Source organism: Streptosporangium sp. NPDC020072 (assembly GCF_040631445.1).
Taxonomy (GTDB): Bacteria; Actinomycetota; Actinomycetes; order Streptosporangiales; family Streptosporangiaceae; genus Streptosporangium.
On record NZ_JBEYAB010000001.1, the window covers coordinates 317,703 to 338,296 of the forward strand.

Annotated in this window: 18 protein-coding genes and 1 tRNA gene; 11 read left to right on the top strand and 8 right to left on the bottom strand. The window is 70.5% G+C overall.

Translation table 11 applies throughout. From position 1 onward, the window contains the following. Positions 1-59: 59 nt before the first annotated feature. From ABZ470_RS01500 to ABZ470_RS01515, 4 genes are read left to right on the top strand one after another with little or no spacing between them, the layout of a single operon-like run. A complete protein-coding gene (locus ABZ470_RS01500; RefSeq protein WP_352010398.1) occupies positions 60-1,610 on the top strand; it encodes an amino acid permease in 1,551 nt (516 codons plus the stop codon). Next, positions 1,607-3,049 (top strand): FGGY family carbohydrate kinase, encoded by a 1,443-nt coding sequence (locus tag ABZ470_RS01505; protein WP_362909278.1) that lies wholly within the window; start codon positions 1,607-1,609, stop codon positions 3,047-3,049. Before ABZ470_RS01500 ends, ABZ470_RS01505 begins: the two co-directional genes overlap by 4 nt. Beyond that, positions 3,046-4,431 (top strand): NAD(P)/FAD-dependent oxidoreductase, encoded by a 1,386-nt coding sequence (locus ABZ470_RS01510; RefSeq protein ID WP_362909280.1) that lies wholly within the window; start codon positions 3,046-3,048, stop codon positions 4,429-4,431. Before ABZ470_RS01505 ends, ABZ470_RS01510 begins: the two co-directional genes overlap by 4 nt. Further along, positions 4,428-5,687, top strand: a complete 1,260-nt coding sequence (locus tag ABZ470_RS01515; RefSeq protein ID WP_362909282.1) for an NAD(P)/FAD-dependent oxidoreductase — start codon at positions 4,428-4,430, stop codon at positions 5,685-5,687. The genes ABZ470_RS01510 and ABZ470_RS01515 overlap by 4 nt, the downstream gene beginning before the upstream one ends. Here ABZ470_RS01515 and ABZ470_RS01520 read toward each other — a convergent pair. Beyond that, positions 5,671-6,858, bottom strand: a complete 1,188-nt coding sequence (locus ABZ470_RS01520; RefSeq protein WP_362909284.1) for an amidohydrolase family protein — start codon at positions 6,856-6,858, stop codon at positions 5,671-5,673. The two genes, ABZ470_RS01515 and ABZ470_RS01520, sit on opposite strands and share 17 nt — an antisense overlap. 731 nt (positions 6,859-7,589) lie before the next feature. Between ABZ470_RS01520 and ABZ470_RS01525 the strand changes: the two genes are divergently transcribed. Together ABZ470_RS01525 and lpdA are read left to right on the top strand one after the other, a co-directional pair. After that, the gene (locus ABZ470_RS01525; protein WP_362909286.1) at positions 7,590-8,243 is read left to right on the top strand and encodes a hypothetical protein; all 654 of its coding nucleotides are present in this window, start codon (positions 7,590-7,592) and stop codon (positions 8,241-8,243) included. A gap of 34 nt (positions 8,244-8,277) precedes the next feature. Then, on the top strand, positions 8,278-9,678 hold the full coding sequence (lpdA, locus tag ABZ470_RS01530; RefSeq protein ID WP_362773948.1) for a dihydrolipoyl dehydrogenase: 1,401 nt from the start codon (positions 8,278-8,280) through the stop codon (positions 9,676-9,678). 20 nt (positions 9,679-9,698) lie between these two features. On the opposite strand, the gene ABZ470_RS01535 is transcribed toward lpdA, so the two are convergent. After that, positions 9,699-10,793: a hypothetical protein gene (locus ABZ470_RS01535; protein ID WP_362909288.1), complete on the bottom strand. Its 1,095-nt coding sequence runs from the start codon at positions 10,791-10,793 to the stop codon at positions 9,699-9,701. Between the two features lie 264 nt (positions 10,794-11,057). Further along, positions 11,058-11,435, bottom strand: coding sequence for an STAS domain-containing protein (locus tag ABZ470_RS01540; RefSeq protein WP_362909290.1), 378 nt, complete (start codon positions 11,433-11,435; stop codon positions 11,058-11,060). A gap of 258 nt (positions 11,436-11,693) precedes the next feature. Between ABZ470_RS01540 and ABZ470_RS01545 the strand changes: the two genes are divergently transcribed. After that, the gene (locus tag ABZ470_RS01545) at positions 11,694-12,065 is read left to right on the top strand and encodes a hypothetical protein (RefSeq protein WP_352010389.1); all 372 of its coding nucleotides are present in this window, start codon (positions 11,694-11,696) and stop codon (positions 12,063-12,065) included. 150 nt (positions 12,066-12,215) lie between these two features. Continuing rightward, positions 12,216-14,126 (top strand): potassium transporter TrkA, encoded by a 1,911-nt coding sequence (locus tag ABZ470_RS01550; protein ID WP_352010388.1) that lies wholly within the window; start codon positions 12,216-12,218, stop codon positions 14,124-14,126. 12 nt (positions 14,127-14,138) lie between these two features. Here ABZ470_RS01550 and ABZ470_RS01555 read toward each other — a convergent pair whose 3' ends face one another. Together ABZ470_RS01555 and ABZ470_RS01560 are read right to left on the bottom strand one after the other, a co-directional pair. Continuing rightward, entirely contained in the window at positions 14,139-14,357 is a 219-nt protein-coding gene (locus tag ABZ470_RS01555; RefSeq protein ID WP_352010387.1) for a DUF2277 domain-containing protein, read from the bottom strand. Between the two features lie 304 nt (positions 14,358-14,661). Beyond that, positions 14,662-15,648 carry a hypothetical protein gene (locus tag ABZ470_RS01560; RefSeq protein ID WP_362909293.1) on the bottom strand — a complete coding sequence of 329 codons (987 nt, stop codon included), beginning with the start codon at positions 15,646-15,648 and terminating at the stop codon, positions 14,662-14,664. A 925-nt stretch (positions 15,649-16,573) separates the two neighbouring features. Here ABZ470_RS01560 and ABZ470_RS01565 point away from each other — a divergent pair. Beyond that, positions 16,574-17,851, top strand: a complete 1,278-nt coding sequence (locus ABZ470_RS01565) for a glycosyltransferase family A protein (protein ID WP_362909295.1) — start codon at positions 16,574-16,576, stop codon at positions 17,849-17,851. Positions 17,852-17,863: 12 nt separating this feature from the next. Here ABZ470_RS01565 and ABZ470_RS01570 read toward each other — a convergent pair whose 3' ends face one another. Together ABZ470_RS01570 and ABZ470_RS01575 are read right to left on the bottom strand one after the other, a co-directional pair. After that, a complete protein-coding gene (locus ABZ470_RS01570) occupies positions 17,864-18,412 on the bottom strand; it encodes a GNAT family protein (protein ID WP_362909297.1) in 549 nt (182 codons plus the stop codon). A 75-nt stretch (positions 18,413-18,487) separates the two neighbouring features. Beyond that, positions 18,488-18,561, bottom strand: a tRNA-Lys gene (locus tag ABZ470_RS01575). 222 nt (positions 18,562-18,783) lie between these two features. On the opposite strand from ABZ470_RS01575, the gene ABZ470_RS01580 reads away from it, so the two are divergent. Next, entirely contained in the window at positions 18,784-19,152 is a 369-nt protein-coding gene (locus ABZ470_RS01580) for a PRC-barrel domain-containing protein (protein WP_352010380.1), read from the top strand. 158 nt (positions 19,153-19,310) lie between these two features. Here the strand turns inward: ABZ470_RS01580 and ABZ470_RS01585 are convergent, their stop codons facing one another. Then, the gene (locus ABZ470_RS01585; protein ID WP_362773967.1) at positions 19,311-19,907 is read right to left on the bottom strand and encodes a hypothetical protein; all 597 of its coding nucleotides are present in this window, start codon (positions 19,905-19,907) and stop codon (positions 19,311-19,313) included. A 172-nt stretch (positions 19,908-20,079) separates the two neighbouring features. Between ABZ470_RS01585 and ABZ470_RS01590 the strand changes: the two genes are divergently transcribed. Continuing rightward, positions 20,080-20,580 (top strand): DUF6328 family protein, encoded by a 501-nt coding sequence (locus tag ABZ470_RS01590; protein ID WP_352010378.1) that lies wholly within the window; start codon positions 20,080-20,082, stop codon positions 20,578-20,580. Positions 20,581-20,594 lie beyond the last annotated feature (14 nt).

Sequence of the window (20,594 nt, forward strand, 5' to 3'; positions counted from 1 at the left end):
ACCCGGCTCGGATCCCCAGCCGATGCACCATCTGACAGGAAACACAGGAGTTGGGACCCATGCCCCAGTATTCACCACACGAGTCCCCGGATCAGGCCACGGCGAGCGTCGAGGAGTTCGGCTACAAGCAGGCGATGAAGCGAGGAACCGGGCGTTTCGCGTCGTTCGCGGTCGCCTTCGCCTTCGTCTCGATCGCCACGGGAATCTTCACCACCTACGGCTCCGTGCTGAACAGTTCGGGGCCCGCGGGCATCTGGACCTGGCCGATCGTGATCGTCGGTCAGCTCGCGGTCGCGTTCATCTTCGGTTCCCTGGCCGCGCGCATCCCGGTGACCGGCTACTCCTACCAGTGGACCTCCCGCCTGGCCAATCCCGTCCTGGGCTGGATCATCGGCTGGATCTCGTTCACGTTCCTGGCGATCGTGGTGGTCGCGGTCGACTACACCATCGCCTCGACCGTGCTTCCGGCGCTGCTGAACTACCAGGGGACGGCGCTGAACGCGTGGGTGATCACCGGGGTGGTCATCCTCGCCCAGGCGTTCCTGGTCGGGTTGTCCACGAAGTGGACCGAACGGGTCAACAACTTCGCCGTCTCCGCCGAGCTGGCCGGCATGATCGCCCTGGTCCTGCTGCTGCTCGGGGTGGGGTTCGTCGCCAAGGAGGCCAACTTCGCGAACCTCTTCAGCACCGGCGCCGTCCCCGCCGAGGGCTACCTGTCCTTCGGCACGCTCACCTCGGCGGGCCCGTGGATGCTGGGCTTCCTGCTCGGCGCGTTCACGATCGTCGGCTTCGAGTCGGCGGCCAACCTGGCCGAGGAGACCAAGGACCCGGCCCGCGTCGTGCCCCGCGCCATGTGGCAGGCGGTCCTCGCCTCCGGTGTGCTGGGCTTCCTGTTCCTCATCGCCGTCACCCTGCTCGCCGGGGACCCGGTCGAGCTGGCGAAGTCGGACACGCCGATCGCGGACGTGATCACCCGGACCCTCGGCCCGGTCGTGGGTACGGCCCTGCTGGTGCTGGTGGTCATCGCGATCTTCGCCTGTGGCATGGTGATCCTCATGAGCGGGGTGCGCCTGGTCTGGGCGATGTCCCGTGACGAGCGCTTCCCCGGCTGGCAGGCCTGGCAGAAGATCTCGCCGAGGTTCGGCACGCCGCTGAACGCGACCGTGCTCATGTGCGTCATCGGCCAGCTGATCCTGGCGATCTTCTCGACCAGGACGGACGCGCTGTTCGGGCTGTTCGCCGCGGCGACGCTGCTGCCCGCGATCATCTACGCCTCGACCGTCGCCCTGTACGTGGTCAAGCGCCGTTCGCTGCCGCCCAGCAGGGGCTTCGACCTGGGCCGCTGGGAGATCCCGGTGGTCACGGTCGCGGTGGTCTGGCTGGTGTTCGAGCTGCTGCTGTTCCGCGACGCCTCGTTCGCCGACCCGTGGACCTATGTGCTGATCATGCTGGTGATCGGCGCCGCCTACCTGGTCTACCTGCTCGCCACCAGGGGCGGGGCGCGTGGCCTGGCCATGCCGGAGATGCGCTCCATCGACGCCGAGCTGGACGCCGACGCCGCCGCCGGGCACGACGTCTCCCAGGATCGGGGGGACGTGAACCGGCGATGACGACCGTACTGGCGATAGACCAGGGCACCTCGGGGACCAAGGCGGTCGTGACCGACGGTGAGGGGAGGGTGCTCGGCCTGGCCGAGCACCCGGTGCGCCCCGTCTACCTGCCGGGTGGCGGGGTCGAGCAGGACCCGAGGGAACTGCTCGACTCGGTCCTTGAGGCCGGGCGGCGGGCCGTCGCGCAGGCCGGTGTCCCCGTCGACGCCGTGGCGCTGGCCAACCAGGGTGAGACCGTACTGGCCTGGGACCCCACGACGGGCGAGCCGCTGTCCACCGCGATCGTGTGGCAGGACCGCCGTTCCGAGGAGATCTGCGTACGGCTGCGCGAACACGCCGACCGGATCGCGCAGGCCACCGGGCTGGTCCTGGACCCGTACTTCTCCGCGCCCAAGATGGCCTGGCTGCGGGAGAACGTGACCGGGGAGGGTGTGGTCACCACCTCGGACTCGTGGCTGGTGCACCGGCTGACCGGGGAGTTCGTCACCGACGTCTCGACCGCGAGCCGGTCGCTGGTCACCCGGCTCGACGACGCGGACTGGGACGACGGGCTGCTCGAACTGTTCGGGCTCGGCGGGGAGCGGCTGCCCCGGGTCGCCGCCAACGACGAGGTGGTCGGCTCGACCTCCGCGTTCGGCGGGGACCTGCCGGTGTGCGGGCTGGTCGTCGACCAGCAGGCGGCGTTGCTCGCCGAGAACTGCCTCACCGCGGGCGAGGCGAAGTGCACCTTCGGCACCGGGGCGTTCCTGCTGGCCAACACCGGCACCTCGGCCACGCGTTCGACGGCGGGCCTGGCCGCCTCCGTCGCCTGGCGGGTCAGGGGGGAGACGTCCTACTGCTTCGACGGGCAGGTCTACACGGCGGCCTCGGCCGTACGGTGGCTGCAGGACCTGGGCATGATCGGCTCGGCGGCCGACCTCGACGTCGTGGCGGCCGACGACAGCGAGGGCGTGCTGTGCGTCCCCGCGCTGGCTGGGCTCGCCGCCCCGTGGTGGCGGCCGGACGCCAGGGCCTCCTTCACCGGGATGACGCTCTCCACCGGCCGGGGGCACCTGGTGCTGGCCGTACTGCAGGGCGTCGCGGCGCAGGTCGCCGAGCTGGGCGACCTCGTCGCCGCCGATCTCGGGCGGCCGTTGAGCGCCCTCAGGGTGGACGGCGGGCTCACCCGCAGCCGGGTGCTCATGCAGGCGGTCGCCGACCTGGCGCAGGTCACGATCGAGGTCTACCCGTCGGAGCACGCGACCCCGCTGGGCGCCGCCGCGCTGGCCCGCGCGGCGCTCGACCCCGCCCTGCCGCTGCGGGAGGCGGTCGGCGGGTGGAAACCGGCCACGATGTACGAGCCGCACTGGTCGGCGGAGCGGGCGGCCGAGTTCCGCGCCCGCTGGCACGAGGCCGTACGGACGACCACAACGAGACAGGAGCAGGAGGGGGAACGGTGAGCACCACGGGGGTGGGCACGTTCGACGTGGCGGTGATCGGAGCAGGCATCGTCGGCTCCGCCATCGCCAGGGAGCTGGCGGGGCACGAGCTGAGTGTGGCGCTGCTCGAAGCGCGTGACGACGTCGGCGACGGCACCAGTAAGGCGAACACCGCGATCCTGCACACCGGTTTCGACGCCAAACCCGGCACCCTCGAATCCCGTCTGGTGCGCGAGGGCTATCACCTCCTGTACGGCTACGCGGCCCGTACGGGCATCCCGGTCGAGCACACCGGGGCCCTGCTGGTCGCCTGGACCGCCGAGGAGCTCGACGCGCTGCCGGGCCTGAAGGAGAAGGCCGGGCTCAACGGCTACGACAAGACGGAGATCGTCGACGCGGAGGAGGTCTACCGGCTGGCGCCGCACCTGGGTGAGGGGGCCCTCGGCGGGCTGACCGTGCCCGACGAGTCCATCATCTGCACCTGGACGACCAATCTGGCGCTGGCCACCGAGGCGGTCCTGCGGGGGGTGACGCTGCTGCTGAACCACCGGGTCCTGACCGTCGAGGAGCACTGGGAGTCGACGACGCTGCGCACCTCGGGCGGGGACGTCACCGCCCGCTGGGTCGTCAACGCGGCCGGGCTCGGCGCCGACGTCGTGGACCGGCTGTTCGGCTACGACCGTTTCACCGTCACGCCGCGCCGCGGTGAGCTGCTGGTCTACGACAAGCTCGCCCGCCCGCTGGCCGACCGGATCATCCTGCCGGTGCCGTCCTCACGCGGCAAGGGCGTGCTGGTCAGCCCGACCGTCTACGGGAACGTCCTGCTCGGGCCGACCGCCGAGGACCTCCTCGACCGGACCGACACCGGGACCTCGGAGCGGGGCCTTGAGTTCCTGCTGGAGAAGGGGCGCAAGATCATGCCCGAGCTGCTGCGGGAGGAGGTCACCGCGACCTACGCGGGACTGCGCGCGGCGAGCGACCGCCAGGACTATCTGATCGAGGCCGACGCGGAGCACCGTTACGTCCTCGTCGGCGGTATCCGCTCGACCGGGCTCACCGCAGGCATGGCCATCGCCCGGTACGTCACCGAACTGGCGGGCAAGGCCGGGCTGCCGCTCGTGCCGAGGACCGATCTGCCCGAACCTCCCCGCATGCCCAACCTCGGGGAGGCCTTCCTGCGTCCCTACCAGGACGCCGAGCGGATCGCCGCCGACCCCGCCTACGGCAAGGTGGTCTGTTTCTGCGAGCGGGTGACCGAGGGGGAGATCCGTGACGCCCTCACCTCACCGATCCCGCCCGCCGGGCTTGAGGGGTTGCGGCGCCGTACGAGGGCGATGAACGGGCGCTGCCAGGGGTTCTTCTGCGGCGCCGAGATCGGAAACCTGCTGGAGGCCGACCGATGAGCGACACCGTCACCACCCTCACCCCGGACGTGGTCGTCGTCGGCGCGGGGCCGTCCGGGCTGAGCGCCGCGCGGGTGCTCGCCCCCCGGGTCGGCGGTGAGGTCCTGGTCCTCGACCGCGAGAGTACGGCCGGCGGCATCCCCCGCCACAGCGACCACCCCGGCTACGGCGTCAGGGACATGGGGCGTTTCATGGGCGGCCCCGCCTACGCCCGCAAGCTCGTCCGGCAGGCGGAGGAGGCCGGGGCGACGATCCGGACGAACGCCACCGTGACCGGGTGGTCCGGGGAGCGCGCGATCGAGGTGACCAGCCCCGAGGGTCGTCTCCGCGTCGAGGCCGGGGCGGTGATCCTGGCCACCGGCGCCCGGGAACGTCCCCGTCCGGCCCGGCTCATCCCCGGCGACCGGCCCCGTGGCGTCTACACGACCGGGCACCTGCAGAACCTCGTCCATCTCCGGCACGGCAGGGTCGGTGAGCGGGCCGTCGTCGTGGGCGCGGAGCTGGTCAGCTGGTCGGCGGCGCTGACGCTGCGGGAGGCGGGCTGCCGTACGGTGCTGATGACCACCGAGTATCCGAGGCCGGACTCCTACGCCGTGTTCAGCGGCCCGGGAAAGGTGCTGTTCGGGACGGAGGTCGCCACCCGCACCCGGGTGAGCCGGATCATCGGCAGGCCTGACCTGCGCGCGGTCGAGATCGAGAACCTCGACACGGGACGCAGGCGGGTCGTCGAGTGCGACACGCTCGTCCTCACCGGTGACTGGATTCCCGACCACGAGCTGGCACGCGCCGCCGGGATCGCCATCGACCCCGGCACCCGGGGGCCGCTGGTCGACAGCGCGCTGCGCACGGACCGGCCGGGTGTGTTCGCCGTGGGCAACCTGCTCCACCCGGTGGACACCGCCGACGTCGCGGCGATCGACGGCGCCCATGTGGCGCGTCCCGTCACGACCTGGCTGGACGGCGGGTCGTGGCCGGTCGGCGAGGGGGTACGGCTGCTGGCCGGGGAGCCCTTCCGGTGGGTTGCGCCGGAGATCCTGCGTCCCGGTGACCCGGTGCCCGCCCGGCGCCGGCTGTTGCTGTGGGGTGATCGCCACATCCGCCTCCCGCACGTGGTGCTGTGGCAGGGCGACCGGGTCGTGGCGCGCAGGCGGATGTGGTGGCCGGTGGCCCCGGGCCGGGTGTTCCGCGTCCCTACGGACATGCTGTCCGCCGTGGACCCGCGGGGCGGCCCGGTGCTGGTCACCGCGGAACCGTGACCCCCGGCTCCCCCTCCAGCCGGTAGACGCGGCGGGCGTTCTCCGCGCCGATCATCGTGGCCACCCGTACGGCCTGCGTCCTGCTCCACTCCCCGTCGGCGACGAAGCCGGACAGGACGCGGGTCATCGCACGCCGCCACAGCAGGGCGCCCAGGTGGTGCAGTTCGGCGGGTCCCCAGGCGTCGGAGGAGAAGAGGATCTTGGCGAAGGGGGCGAGTTCCAGGCTCTCCGCGACGACGGTCGCGCTGCGCGCCCCGGTGTGGTTCACGGCGAGCCCCACGTCGAAGTAGACGTTCGGGTAGACCTGGGCGAGGAAGCCCGCGTTGCGGTGGAACGGGTAGCAGTGCAGCAGCATCAGCGGGACGCCGCTCGGTTGCGCCCGTTCGATGAGGCCGCGCAGCAGCAGCGGGTCGCAGCGGCGCAGGTCCAGGTCGGGGTCGCCGTAGCCGGTGTGGAACTGCAGCGGCAGGCCGCGCTCGACCCCCTTCCAGATCAGGTGGCGCAGCAGCACCGGGTCGTCGACACGGACTCTTCCCGTCCGCTCGGCCTCCCGCAGCCACCTGCCCGCCGCGGCCGTCACCTCGCCGAGGGTCGGCGGCTCCGGGTCCACGTCGAGACCGTGCCGGTAGGCGACGACCGTCTTCACCCCGCGTGCCGTACGGCTGCGCTCCCACAGGGCCGCCTCGAAGCGGGCGGAGAAGCCGGCCGCGTCGGTCCCCTCGGTCACGACGTGTTCGGCGACCGTCTCCAGGCGGACGATCTCTTCGGCGGGGCGTCCGGTGGCCTCGGTCATCCCGGCCGGGCCGAGGAGTTCCTCTCCCCGGTAGCCGGTCTCCACCAGGAAGTGGCCCACCCCGCTCGCGGTCAGCAGCCGCCGGTTGACCTCCTCGACGCCCAGTTCGGTACGGCGGGCGAGGTAGGTCTCCGGGTCAGTGTGCGCTTCGAGATCGAGGACGGGCGCGCAGTGCCGCAGGACGGCGAAGCCGAGCTGGGAGTCGAACTGGGTCATCCAGGACGGCGTCGGCCGGTCGGACTCGGTGATCAGCTCCTCGAACCCCCGCCTGGACAGGTCCGTGGCCAGGGCTCCGTGCACGTGGTGGTCCACCAGCGCGACCGCCCCGACGTCCCGTCCCAGGGACTCGGCGGAGAGGACGGTGGATGCTCCGGTCATGACGTGCTCCCGTGGGCGGTTCGCGGCTTTCGGTCGTGTCCGTGGTCTCCCCACCGACCCCGTCGTCATACCAGAACCCCGCCCCGGCGACCTGCGGGCACAGGGGTGAGCCGCGCCGGGAAAGGCGTCGGCCCGCGAGTGGCGAACCCCACGTGTTTCCCTTTGTGGAGGGCCCGCCGTGAAGAAGCCCCGCCGGTTATCCGGAAAGCGCCCTTGCCTTAAGCGGCCGAGGACGTCGCCGCCTCATCCGGTACGGGAAAACGGCGCCGAAGCGGTTGTCACGGGCCCGCCTGAGGAACCACCCGTATTCCGGGACGCCCATCCCGGTGAAAGACCCGGTGATTCGCGGCGGGGAATGTCCCCGGCCTGGCCGGGACGAAAGCGTGGCCGGGCGAAAGGCGGGCCGGGGCGTAGGCGCGTGACCGGACGAAAGGCGAGACCGGGGTGTAGGCGTACGTGGCCGGGTGAACCGGCCCGCGCCCGGCGGCTCCCGTCCAGGCCCATCCGTGGCCGCGCGATATGTCACGACATCCGAACAAGGGTGTCCTTGTGTGATGAAGGGAGGCGGGGACTACAATCCGGAAAAGCATAATGGCCGGGGAAAGCACGAGGCGTGCTTGAGTAATCGCCTGACCATAGTGCGAGCACGTGAATCTGACGCTTAAGTGACTGTCCGGAAAGCCAGTCATCGAAGCGTTCGCGATCCTCGCGAACGCCGGAGGGAAGCTCCGATGCTCCAGACCATTCTGCTCGTGCTCGGTCTGTTCGTCGCTCTCGTGAGCATGGTGATCCTCGTCGAGGGCACGTCGCTGTCCGAACTGGTCTCGGACATCCGCACCAGGAACGCCCGTACCCGCCGCCTGCGCCGTTGCCGTCGCGACAACGCCGTCTACCCCTACTTCTACGACGTCGGCCTGAAGAACAGGGCCGAGGCGCAGCCGCCCGCCCCCGTCGGGGGCCGGGTCGGCGTGAGCCGCTGCGGTCTTGAGGGCGCCCCCATGCCGCCCGGCATGTCCTCCCTCTACACGTTGCACCACCGCGGCACCGGCCACCTGGTGCCGTGCACCGGCGAGGAGGTCCGGCGGTGGCGGCAGGCCGCGGTCGAGTACGTGACGACCCTGCGCGAGGCGGGCGCCGCGCTGCGCGCCGAGCACGAACGGGCCAGGCTGCGCCCCGTACAGCTGCTGCCCGGTGGGCGCCGCAGGATCGCCGCCGAGTTGCGGGAGGCGCGAGGGCGTTTCCAGTCCGCCGCCCTGACCGCCGCCGCGGCCTACCGGCCGGTACACGACGAGATCGCGAACCGCCTGAAAAGCGAACCCGCGCGCGGAATCCGGCGGGGGTGGCGACCGGCCCCCCTCACCTCACGGGAACGCCACCCCCTGTGAGCGGAGCGGCCCGCCGTTCAATAGTGTCCGATCCATGAGCACTCACTATGACGTCGTGGTCCTCGGCGCGGGCCCCGGAGGGTACGTGGCGGCGATCCGCGCCGCCCAGCTGGGCCTGAGCACGGCGATCGTCGAAGAACGTTACTGGGGCGGGGTGTGCCTCAACGTGGGGTGCATCCCGTCGAAGGCGCTGCTGCGCAACGCGGAACTCGCCCACCTGTTCAACCACGAGGCCAAGACCTTCGGCATCCGGGTCGAGGGCACGGTCACCTTCGACTACGGCGAGGCGTTCAGGCGCAGCCGCAGGGTCGCCGACCGGCACGTCAAGGGCGTGCACTACCTGATGAAGAAGAACGGCATCACCGAGTACGAGGGCCGGGGCGAGTTCACCGACGCGAACACGCTGCGGGTGACCGGGGCCGACGGCGGCGAGCAGACGGTGACGTTCGACCACTGCATCATCGCGGCGGGCGCCACCACGAGGCTGCTGCCGGGGACGTCGGTCACCGACCGGGTCGTCACCTACGAGGAGCAGATCCTCAGCGAGGAACTCCCCGGCAGCGTGGTCATCGCCGGGGCGGGCGCCATCGGCGTCGAGTTCGCCTACGTCCTGCACAACTACGGCGTCAAGGTGACGATCGTCGAGTTCCTCGACCGGCTCGTCCCGCTTGAGGACGAGGAGGTCTCCGCCGAGCTGGCACGTCACTACCGGCGGCTCGGCATCGAGGTACTGACCTCGACGCGGGTGGAGTCCATCGACGAGTCCGGCGACAAGGTGCGGGTGACCGTCTCGCGCGACGGGCGGCAGGAGGTCCTCGAAGCCGACAAGGTGCTGCAGGCCATCGGCTTCAAGGCCCGCGTCGAGGGCTACGGCCTCGAACGCACCGGGGTCGCCCTGACCGACAGGGGCGCCATCGCCGTGGACGGGCGCTGCCGTACGAACGTGCCGCACATCTTCGCCATCGGCGACGTGACCGCCAAGCTGATGCTCGCGCACGCGGCCGAGTCCATGGGGATCATCGCGGCCGAGACCATCGCGGACGCCGAGACCATGGAGCTCGACTACGTCATGATCCCCAGGGCGACGTACTGTCAGCCGCAGATCGCCAGCTTCGGCTACACCGAGGCCCAGGCCCGCGACCTCGGCTACGACGTCCAGGTGGCCAAGTTCCCCTTCAGCGCCAACGGCAAGGCCCACGGCCTCGGGGACGCGGTCGGCTTCGTGAAGATCATCAGCGACGGTGAGCACGGCGAGCTGATCGGCGCCCACCTGATCGGCCCCGAGGTCACCGAGCTGCTTCCCGAGCTGACACTGGCCCAGAAGTGGGACCTGACCGTCACCGAGGTCGCCCGCAACGTGCACGCCCACCCCACACTCGGCGAGGCGGTCAAGGAGGCGATCCACGGCCTGGCCGGACACATGATCAACATGTGAGGGGCGCCGGGGACCGGTCCCTACCCGGCGGAGGCGTAGGTGACCATGAAGGCCTGGGCCGTCCTGACGAGACCGTTGTAGCAGGCCACGCCCCGGACGGTCACCGCGAGCGCGCCGGTGTTCCACGGTGCCGGCAGGTTGCAGTATTCGGGGCCGGGTCCGTACGCGGTGACCTGCACGTGGTCGAGGAGCCCGCCGACCTGCGGGAACGTCACCAGACGCAGCCCCGCTCCCGCGGAGCGCACGGTGTTGACGGCCCCGCGGGAGTTGTGGCTGATCCCGCCGGGCCGCGGGGAGTACGGCCCGGCGTCGTCCGGGAGGTTGTCGAAGGTGTAGGCGAAGTTCTCCGACGGGAGCGCCGCCCCGGTGATGGCCCGCTCACGCTGGTAGGTGAGCGTCCAGCCGGTGCCGACGGGGGTGTCGGCCGCGTCGTGACAGCGCACCCGGACGCTCTGCCCTGCCACCGTGGACGTCCAGGCGGCGACCTTGCAGCGCGCGGGCCGCTCGGGATCGACCGCGGTCACCTGCAGGCCGCCCGTCCTCCGCGCCGTGCCGAGGCCGGGCATGAGGACGTCCCAGGTGCCCGCAGGCCCGGCGGTGACGGTGTTCTCACCCGCTGCGGAGTTGGCGCGTGAGACGACCGCCACGCCGTCGTGGTGGACGTAGCCGAAAGCCTTCCCTTCCACGACCTCCACCTGCGGGACGCTCTCCTCGAACAGGACGGTGAACGGGACGGTCACCGGGGCGCCGCCGTACCGGTGGCACCGTACGGCCACGAGCAGGTCGGCGCCCGAGGGGCCCCACCACAGGATCTGGCACCACTCGGGGCGGGGGGAGACGGCCGTGACGTGCGCGACGCCGCCCGTGGTCGCCAGCCGGGGGAACCTGACGTACGTCGGGCCTCCGGCCGGGGTGAGGATCGAGACGACCGGGCCGGGCGGCCAGCTTCCCGCCTGGCGGGCGAGGGTGGGGACGCCGTTCGGCGTGTTGACGAAGGCGAACCCCCAGCGGTCGGGGACAGCCGTTCCCGCTCCCGCCGCGGGGACGGTGAGGTCACCTGTGAGCACGCCGAGGACGCAGAGGATCGACGTGATGACCTTTCGCAACCGACGCATACCGCTCTCCATCGGCCGAGGGGGACGTACGGCCAGGCATGACCGCGGCCGTGACATGGGTCAGCGTGAGGCGGCATGGCAGAGCCGGGGAGACACCTGGTTGAGCGTTCTTCGGGCTCTCGACGACCCGCGAGCGGAGCGGCCTCTCATCCCGGAGACCGGCGAAACGCCATGGACGACCGGAGGCGCCCACATCCGGAAACGGTGCGTCAATCGACGATTACCCTACGTCATAGTACGGCCCGCACCGGCCCCGTCAACCCCTCACTCCGGGTTCGGGGCGCTCCCCTCGGATGCCTGCCGCAGCGCGCCGACCACGTCGGAGTCGACGGCGAAGAAGCCGTAGAGGTCGGTCATCCGCAGCAGCCGCTCGAAGGGGCCGTGCACACCCGCCAGGCGCATCCACCCGCCCGCCTCGCAGGTCATGGCCATCCCGCCGAGAAGGGTGCGCAGGCCGTTCGAGTCACAGAAGGTGATGCCTCCCGCGTCGAGGACGATCCTGGGACGACTCTCCTGGACCAGCCCCCTGATGGCCTCTCGCAGCAGCGGGCTCGACGTCCGGTCGATGTCGCCCTCGACGGTGAGCACGGCGCAGCGCGCCTCCTCGTGGTGGGTGACACGGACGACCAGCTGCCTGCTCACACCCACCCCTGCCCCTCCCGGCACCGGTGACGCGGCCCGGCCCGATCACACGGTATACCCCCACCCTCGCACAGCCGGGCGGCCCATGGGAGACATGTACGTAACGCCCAGAGACGACGTGGTATGACGTGGCACGACATGGAGCCCAGGAAGGCGACACATGTGGCCCCCAGGCCACAAAACCCAGGCTGGACACCATACGTAGCGGATTGTTTACTTCTCGTGACCGCAGTAGCACCATCCGTCACAGGAGAAAGCATGCGACTCAACACGCTCACGACCGTCGCCCTCGCCGCCCTCGTCGGCTGCGCGGGCCTGACGGCGGCGACCGCCCTCCCGGCCACGGCGGGCACCACGCCCGTCACGGCCTCCTCCACGGCCGCCGACTTCACCGGCTACCAGATCGTCAAGCTGCCCAACGCCAACGTGCCCAACTTCACCCGGCGCGCGGTCAGGTGCCCGGCGGGCAAGCACGCCATCGGCGGCGGCGCGGAGGCCCAGGGCAACCGCGCGATCCTCGTCGGCTCCTTCCCGACCGAGGACGGCGCCGGCTGGTACGGCATCGGCCGTCAGGACGGCTACAGCGACGTCGGCATCAGCGTCTACGTGATCTGCGCCAACGTCAGCTGATCGCCCTCCCGCCGGACCGCCGGCCCCGAAGCACCGGCGGTCCGGCGGGAGCCCCAGGCTCTTCCCCGCCTTCCCCCTCCACCGACGACAGGCCATAATCACTTTCGGTGTCTGCCAAGTAACTTAACGTCAGACAACGGAGGGTTCGTCGTGAGGCGTCTGCGCTACCGCTTCGACAACCTCGTCATCCGGGGAGGCTGGGCCGTGCTCGGCCTGCTCGTCCTCGTGGCGCTCGCCGTCTCGGTCGCCGGGGCGACGGCCCTCGTCGTCCTGGTCCCGGACGCCACCGACCTGCCCCTCGCGCTCTGGTCGGGGTTGACACGCACACTGTCCCCGGTGACGGCGACACCCGAGGAGGGGCCGCCACCACTCCCCCGAGGCACCCCGGTGGTCGCTTTGACCGGAATCGTGATCTTCAGCGCGCTCGTCGGCCTCGTCAAGACGGGGCTCGACCGCAGGCTGGCCGGACTCCGCAAGGGCCGCTCGCCGGTGGTCGAGCGCGGCCACACCGTGGTGCTCGGCTGGTCGGAGCAGGTCTTCCTGATCCTGTCCGAGCTGGCCGCCGCAGGCGAGGGCAGAGGCGGGACGACCTGTGTGGCGATCCTCGCCGACATGGACCGGACCGCCATGGAGGAGGCCATCGGGGGCAGGGCCGCGCTGCGCAACCTGCGTGTCGTGTGCCGTACGGGCAACCCGACGGATCCGGCGGACGTGGCCATCGTCAGCCCGGAGCGGGCACGGGCGGTCATCGTGCTCGGTTCCGAGGACACCGACTCCGACGCCAGGACCATCAAGAGCCTGCTCGCGCTCGACGCCGCCGGGGTCCGGCCGAGGGTGCAGCTGGTCGCCGGCGTCCGTGACCCGGACAACCTGGTCGCCGCCCGGCTGGCGGGCGGGAGCGGCGCCCTGATCGTCGACGTCGACGAGATCTCCGCCCGCGTCGTGGTCCAGAGCTGCCTGAACCCCGGCCTGTCGGTGGTCTACGGCGACCTGCTCGGGTCGGGAGGAAGCGAAATCTGCTTCCGGCAGCCCTGCGACCTCGTCGGAGAGAACTTCGGGGACGCCCTGCCCGCCCTGGAGAACGGCTCCCTCATCGGCCTGGAGCGCCGGGGCCGGATCATGCTCAACCCCTCCGGGGAGACCCGGATCGACGCGAACGACCGGCTTGTCCTGATCATGGGCGACGGCGGCGCCAAGCAGTTCCGCACCTCGGCCGAACCCGACAGCCACGAGATCATCGCCTCCGGGGAGCACACCCCCACGGCGCACCGCGTCCTGATCCTCGGCTGGAACGGCCGCGGCGCCGCGATCGTGACCGAGTTCGACCGCCGCATGCCGCCGGGGTCACAGGTGAGGGTCGTCGCGCACGACTCCCGGATGGCCTCGCGGATGGACGCCCTCGCGGGATCCCTGGCCAACGTGACCCTCGCCCACGAGAGTGGCGACATCACTCGTTACGGCACCCTTGAGGCGCTGGGCGTCGGGACCTACGACCACGTCCTGATCCTGGCCGACGACCGGCTCGGCGCACACGTCGCCGACTCGCGCACGCTCCTGACCCTTCTGCACGTCAGGGAGATGACCAGGAGCAACGGCTGGCGGCACAGCCTGGTGACGGAGATGGCCAGGGAGTGCGACCGGCGTCTGGCCGAGGTCACCGAGGTCGACGACCTGATCGTTCCCACCCGGGTGACCGGCCTGCTGATGATCCAGATCGCCGAGCATCCCCGGCGCCACGACGTGTTCACCGACCTGTTCGCCGCCGGGGGCCAGGAGGTCTCTCTCAGGCCCGCGGGTGACTACGTGCGGCTGTCGGTCCCGGTCGACTACGCCACCGTGGTCGCCGCCGCCCGTGCGTACGGCGAGATCGCGATCGGCTACCGAGGAGACCGTACGGCTCGCGGCGACGGCGGCGTCGTCCTGAACCCGCCGAAGAGCAGGAAGGTCGTCTTCGAAGCCGACGACGCGGTGATCGTGCTCTCCGGGCGTGCCTCCGCGAGGAAGGACGACCTCCGCACGGACGTGGAACACCTGGAGACGCTGAACCACGAGATCACCTGACGCACGACGGAGTCAGGTCCGAGGAAGACGCCCCAGTTGCAGGTCTTCGAGAAGGGCCTGCGTCGCGGCGGCGACGGCCTCGACCGCCCTGTCGAAGGCCTCGGCGTTACGGGCGGACGGGGATCGGAACCCGGAGACCTTGCGGACGTACTGGAGCGCGGCTGCCCGCACGTCCTCGTCGGTCACGTCACTGGCGTAGGGCTCCCGAAGGGTTTTGATGCTCCGGCACATGCCATGGACCATATTCCACCGCACCGACAGAACCGGGGAGCCCAAGCGGCCCCGCCGCTCCCCGTCCCCTGGCGAGAGACCGGCAGGGTGGATCGCGAACGGTTCGGTCCGCCGCGGCCTCCGGTTCCCCCCTGTCAGGAAAGCCCTGAGCATATGTCGAACGGTTCTTCGTCCAGCACATCGGGCGGCCGGACCTCGCTGATCCTCTCCCAGAACCCGGGAGGCGACGCAGGCGTCTCTTATGAAGCCGGAACGCGGCTTGGGCGGCGAAAGGCCGGTGAGGCGCTGATCCGGGCTTCGAGCCCTAGGCTCGCCTGAGCAGGCGTAGCCGGGGGAGGTTGCCGGTCAGGACCCGGGCGTAGGCGATGAGCAGGTGGGGAAGCTCGTCGGCCTGTCTCCACAGCAGCACCGCCTCGGCGTCGAGTTCGGCGACGCTGTCGGCCAGCCCCTCCCCCAGGGGGACGGATTCCATCCGCGCGTTCAGTTCGTGGGCGCGCATCCTGGCGCCGAGGGCCGCGTCCACGGCCTGGGAGGCCTGCCTGATCTCCTCGACCGTGCCGGGGGCGGCTCCGGCCCTGTCCAGAGCGTGGACGAGCTCGCCGGTGGGCGGCAGGAGGGGCATCTGGTGGTCGAGCCACATCCGGCCCCACAGACGCCGCCGTCGTGCCTCCGTCCACCCGTCCTGGACGAGCACGGGCCTGCCGTCGGGGGTTCGCCGGACGACCATGCCCAGCTCCGCGGCGAAGTCACGACCGCCGACCGGTGCCGGACCGCGGTCGCCCGGCCGTACGTCGGTCAGGCCCTCGTCCATCCACACGGCCAGTTCGGCGAGCTCGCGGTCCGTCTCGGAGATGGCGGGCAGCAGCGCCAGCTGCCGTTCGTCCATGTGGGTGTAGGGGTCGGCCGCCGCGACGCGGACGGGGGTCAGGCCCGTCCCCACCAGCTGGGCGACCACGGCGCAGGCGGCCACGTCGGCGTACCACGCGGCGAAGACGGTCACCGCGTCCTCCAGTTTCTCCGCCGTCTCCTCGGCGAGGAGCGTCCGCCGGGCGCCCAGTGACTCAAGCGGGTCGATCCTGAGACCCGCCGGGGGCCACGTCTGGGTGGCGCGCAGCCGCGAACCGCGCTCGTCGCTCTCGTACAGCTCCTGCCTGAGCCGCACGGCCGCCACGTAGTCGGCCTCGACCTGACAGGCCGCCTCGGTCAGGGCGTGCAGGACGTGGTCGATCGCCTCGTCGCTCAGCGCCTCTCCCGGCGTGGTGGTGAGCACCGCGGAGCCTTCGATTCTCACGCGCAGCCTCCCTCGGCTGGGCCCGACGGCCTGCTTGGCCGTTTCCTGCGACGGGTTGGCGCACCGCCGCACAATGGACACGGAGAGTACGCGAATGGTCACGGACAGACTACTCGTGGGCCGCAGGTGACGGGTGGGAACCAGGGGATCTCCGGCCGGAGCGCGGTCTCCCCTGGGCTTTCTCCGCGCAAAGCGGTGACGACGCGTCGCGAGAATGCCCGCGACCGCGTCCGGTCACGGTCCTCCGAAATGCCCTGCGGCCGCTTCGTTTGAACACCGGTCCAGACCCGGCCGTACGGCGTCGGCGGTTGTCGGGAAGTTCCCCCGCCCAGGCGGAGAAAGGCGGGAAAAGGCCGGGCGAAATTCATACGGGAAGCACCGTACGGCACCGGTGAGAACTTTCCACCATTCCTGCTTTCTCTCGGTGACAGGACGTGCCCTGTCCGCTTCCGCTCCGGGAAGCGGCTTTGGATGCCCGGAGAATTCCCAGTTCACAGCGTTGCCGCTCGGTGAATACGCCGAATGGCGAGATCCGCGAGGGGCGCCCGGCCCCGCCCGCCGGATGCCTGGAGCGCCGAAGATGAAAGGCCTGACACCGAACACTTCCGCTTTGGCGAGCGTGCTGCAAGACTGCGTTCGACTGTGCTTCGGGGCTTCATTCCCTTAGACGACCAGGCGTGGGAGGCCGGTGTGGGGGAAACTCGGTTCAGCCGAGACGACAAAGGCACTGGAAGAAGGCCGGGGCCGCCGGGAAAACAGGTTTCTCGCGGGACGAGTCGCTCCCCGGAGGTTCGGGGACGTTCCTTGGAGTTTCCTGAGCGTTTTCCGGGCGGAGGTGGTCGCCGGGGGGCGGCCGTGTCCATCGGCGACACGGGGCCGGGGAACGACCGGTCGCGTCCTGCGGGGAGCGCACCGGGGAGGCGTCATGCCCGGCGGTGAACCTCTCCAGGTCATCGTGTGCTCGACCGGCGCCGCCGGGCTGTCCGGCGTGCGCAGGGCCGTACGGCTGGCCAACCGGCGGGCGGCGGCGGGCAGACGGCTCCGCCTGCTGCTCGACCCGTGGCTGATTCCGGACACCGTCGGGATCGACCCCGGGGTGCGGATCGCCGAGCTCGTCGACCCCAACCCCGGCCACCGTTACCTGTGCCGGGAGCAGGCCGACGCCGACCGCGTCTTCGAGACCCTGCTCGCCCACGACTGGCAGTCGCAGCCCGTCACGCTGACCTTCGTCGGCTGCGCCGCGCTGGCCCTGACGGTCGTGCGGGCCCGCAGGCTCCTGGGGCTGTTCCAGGACGCCACGATCGAGACGGTCGACCTGGAGCCGCTCACCGGGACCGTCGCGGGGACGCCCTCGGAGGTCTTCGCCCGCTGGGCCGCCGGATACGTACGCCGGTACGCCGGGACCGTCCTGCGAACCGGGGACGCTCCCCGGGGACGTGTCTCCGTGGTCATCCCGCTGTTCGACCACGAACAGCGGGTTCACGAGGCCGTCGCCTCGGTCCGCCGCGACCTGCCGGAGGCCGAGATCGTGGTGGTGAACGACGGTTCTGCGGACCTGGCGACGAGCAGGTTGTTCGACGGGCTGAACGGCGTGGTCAAGGTCAGCCAGGAGGGTCAGGGACTCAGCGCCGCCCGCAACGCCGGGATCCGGCACGGCCGCGGCGACTACGTGGTGCCGCTCGACGCCGACGACACGATCAGGCCCGGTTTCCTCGACGCGGCGCGCAGAGCTCTCGACGGCAATCCCGACCTGGCCTACGTCGTCGGTTACACCCAGTACACCGGCCTGCTCCACAGCACCTACGCCCCCGCCGGGTTCATCCCTGAGCTGAGCCTGTTCATGCACACGCACGGCAGGGCGACGGGCATGTACCGCAAGGAGGTGTTACAGGGGGTCGGCGGATACGACCGGCGCTTCCCCGCGTCCGAGGACTGGGAGATCCAGATCGCGCTGTACCGGGCGGGGCACCTGACCGACGTCCTGCCGATCGTCGCCCACCGCTCCCAGGGGGACGCCGAGCAGTTCCACTCCTCCCTGGAGGAACAGGTTCGTCACCGGCCGGTCCAGCAGATCATGCGCAAGCATCTGCCGATGCTGGACGCGGGTGACCTGCAGGTCGGGATGCTGGTGCTCGCGCACCTGTGGGACGCCGAGTACGAGCCCAGCCTGCCCACCCCACCCTGGCGAAGCCTGCCGGTCTGAGGACGACTTCGCTCAGCCGCCGATCGTCCGGTCGGCCTCGTCACGAGGCTCCGTGTGGAGTTCGTCGCGGAGGAGGGAGAAGAGGAGTTGGTCGTGCCAGCGGCCGCCTCGCCACTGGGCTCGCCGTACGCGGCCCTCCTGCTGGAAGCCGATCTTCTCCAGGCAGCGGATCTCGGCCAGGTTCTCCGGGTCGGTCGTCGCCTGGACGCGCTCGACCCTGGTGTGGGTGAACAGGTAGCGGACGAGCTCCCGCTGGGCCAGGGTTCCGATGCCGCGCCCCCGCCAGGACGGCAGCAGGCCGATGGCGATCTCCCAGCACAGCGAGGTGTCGCGGCGCCCCCAGCGGCGCTCCAGCCACTCGACCCGCCCGGCCAGCTCGCCGTTCACGGTGACGGCGAGCATGTTGTCCGCCCCGGCCAGGAGCCCTCGGGTGCGCAGGGCCTCCCGCAGTGCGACCGTCGGGGTGAACCCGAACCACTGGTACGGCGTCGCCCCCTCCTCGCTCTGGAAGGCCAGGTCGAAGGCGTCCAGATCGGCCTCGACGACGGGCCGGAGCTCCACGGGCGGTCCCCCCTCGGTGGTCACCGGACGAGAAAACCCCAGGCCGGGCGTGCCGACCTGGGGTTTCCTCCGCTGTGCGCCGCCAGGGACTCGAACCCCGGACCCGCTGATTAAGAGTCAGCTGCTCTAACCAACTGAGCTAGCGGCGCTTGGCTTCGACAAGACTACCGGACGAGAGACCGTGCTTGGGACACGGAGCGACACAACCCAACTGTCATCCCATGCCATGAGATGACAGCCATTTCATAATTTTTCGTCGCTCAGCCCCAGGCCATGGCCTTGATCGTGGAATGCGTGGGGGTCGTGACCGTTTGGAGATCTCAGCCGGGGTAGCGGGAGGAGGCCGACGAACCACACCAAAGGAGAGAAACATGCAGCCTGAACTGTGGAGCTATCGCGCTGACGCCTACGACGTCAACCAGAGTCTCGACATCGCGGGCTATCACGTGGAGGCCACCGACGGGAAGATCGGCTCGGTCGACGAGGCGACCTACGAGGTCGGTGAGAGCTACATCGTCGTCGACACCGGACCGTGGATCTTCGGAAAGAAGGTCCTGCTTCCCGCCGGTACGGTGACCCGGATCGACCCTCAGGAGCGCCGGGTCCACGTCTCGCGCACCAAGGAAGAGATCAAGAACGCTCCCGAGTTCGACGAGGCGAACTTCAAGGAGCCGGTCTACCGCGACACGGTCGGTGAGTACTACGGCCGCTTCCCCTACGGCGGGACGGGCGTCTACTGACCCCTTCCGCGACGTCACGCACGGCGAGGGCCCCGCTTCGAGGCGGGGCCCTCGCCGCGTTCCGGGGGCGGTGACCGATCCCGGCCTTCTGAGAACGCCTCGGGAGCCGTCCTCAGAAAGAGCCGTCCTCAGAACCCGGTCTCCAGGAACCCCGAAGGTCAGGGCCAGGAGGGGTCTCCCGCCGGGCTGACGGGACCCTCCAGTACGCCGAGCCGTTCCAGGAGGGTCAGGAAGGTGAGCGCGTACGGCGAGTTCCCCGTGACGGCCGCCACACGTCCCCAGTCGACCTGCTCGCGCAACGCCCTGACCTGGGGCAGCAGCGAACCGTAGTCACAGCCGTGCTCCGACAGCGGAAGCAGCCAGGTGATGACCAGGTCGGTCGCCTCAAGGACGGGCACGATCACGGCGGAGGCCTTCATCGGCTCCGCGCGCTCCAGCAGCCGGGAGGTGACAGGGTGGTCGCAGACGCTGAAGATCAGGTCCACCAGCCTGCCCTCGTCATAGGCCTTGACCAGCCAGTCCTCCGGGGGCTTGGCCGTCTCGAACCCCAGGCCTCCCAGGGCCTCCAGAGCGGCGGGCACATCCTGCTGGGGCAGGACGAAATCCACGTCGTGCAACGAGGGAGCGGCGCCACGCGCGTAGGCGGCGCATCCCCCCGCCAGCGCGAACCTGACGCCCGCGTCCTTGAGACCGCTGCTGGCTCGCTTCAGCGTTTCCAGGATGGCGTCGGTCACCTCGTGGCCGTGACTTCCCATATCCCCCGGGTACCCCATGAATCCCCAGATAGGCATAGCAAACCTGGTCCAGGGTAAAGCGCCCTCTTAAGCCTTACCCCTACGAACCGCTTCGCCGTCGGCCGTCCGCCGAGGAGGTCGGCGGCCGGCTGGGAATCGTCCGTATAGGGGTTCCACGCTCAAGGAGTCCTGAATGAACGACCCCGGACAAGACCACGTCGAGGAACCGGAGACCGACGAGACGCGCAAGGAGCGGGTGGACCGGGAGCTGGGCGAGCTGCTTCAGGGCCTCAGGGTCGCCGTGACCGGAGTGCAGGTCCTGTTCGCCTTCCTGCTGACGCTTCCGTTCGCCGCCGGTTTCCACAAGCTTGAGGACGAGGGGCGCTGGCTGTTCTTCATCTCGCTGCTGAGCGCCGCGCTGGCCTCCGTACTGTTCATCACCCCCGCCGCGCAGCACCGCCTGCTGTTCCGCACCCCGCTGAAGGAGAAGATGCTGCACCGGGCCAACAAGCTGGGCATCGCCGGGGCCGTCGGGCTGGCGATCGCGATGACCAGTTCGGTCGCCCTGGTGGCCGAGACCGTGATCAACGCCTGGCCCGCCGTACTGTTCGGCGGCGCCGTGGCGCTGTCCAGCGCGTGGTTCTGGATTCTCCAGCCGATCATCGATCTTCACAGGACCAGGGATGTTATGTGATGAATCGTGAGGGC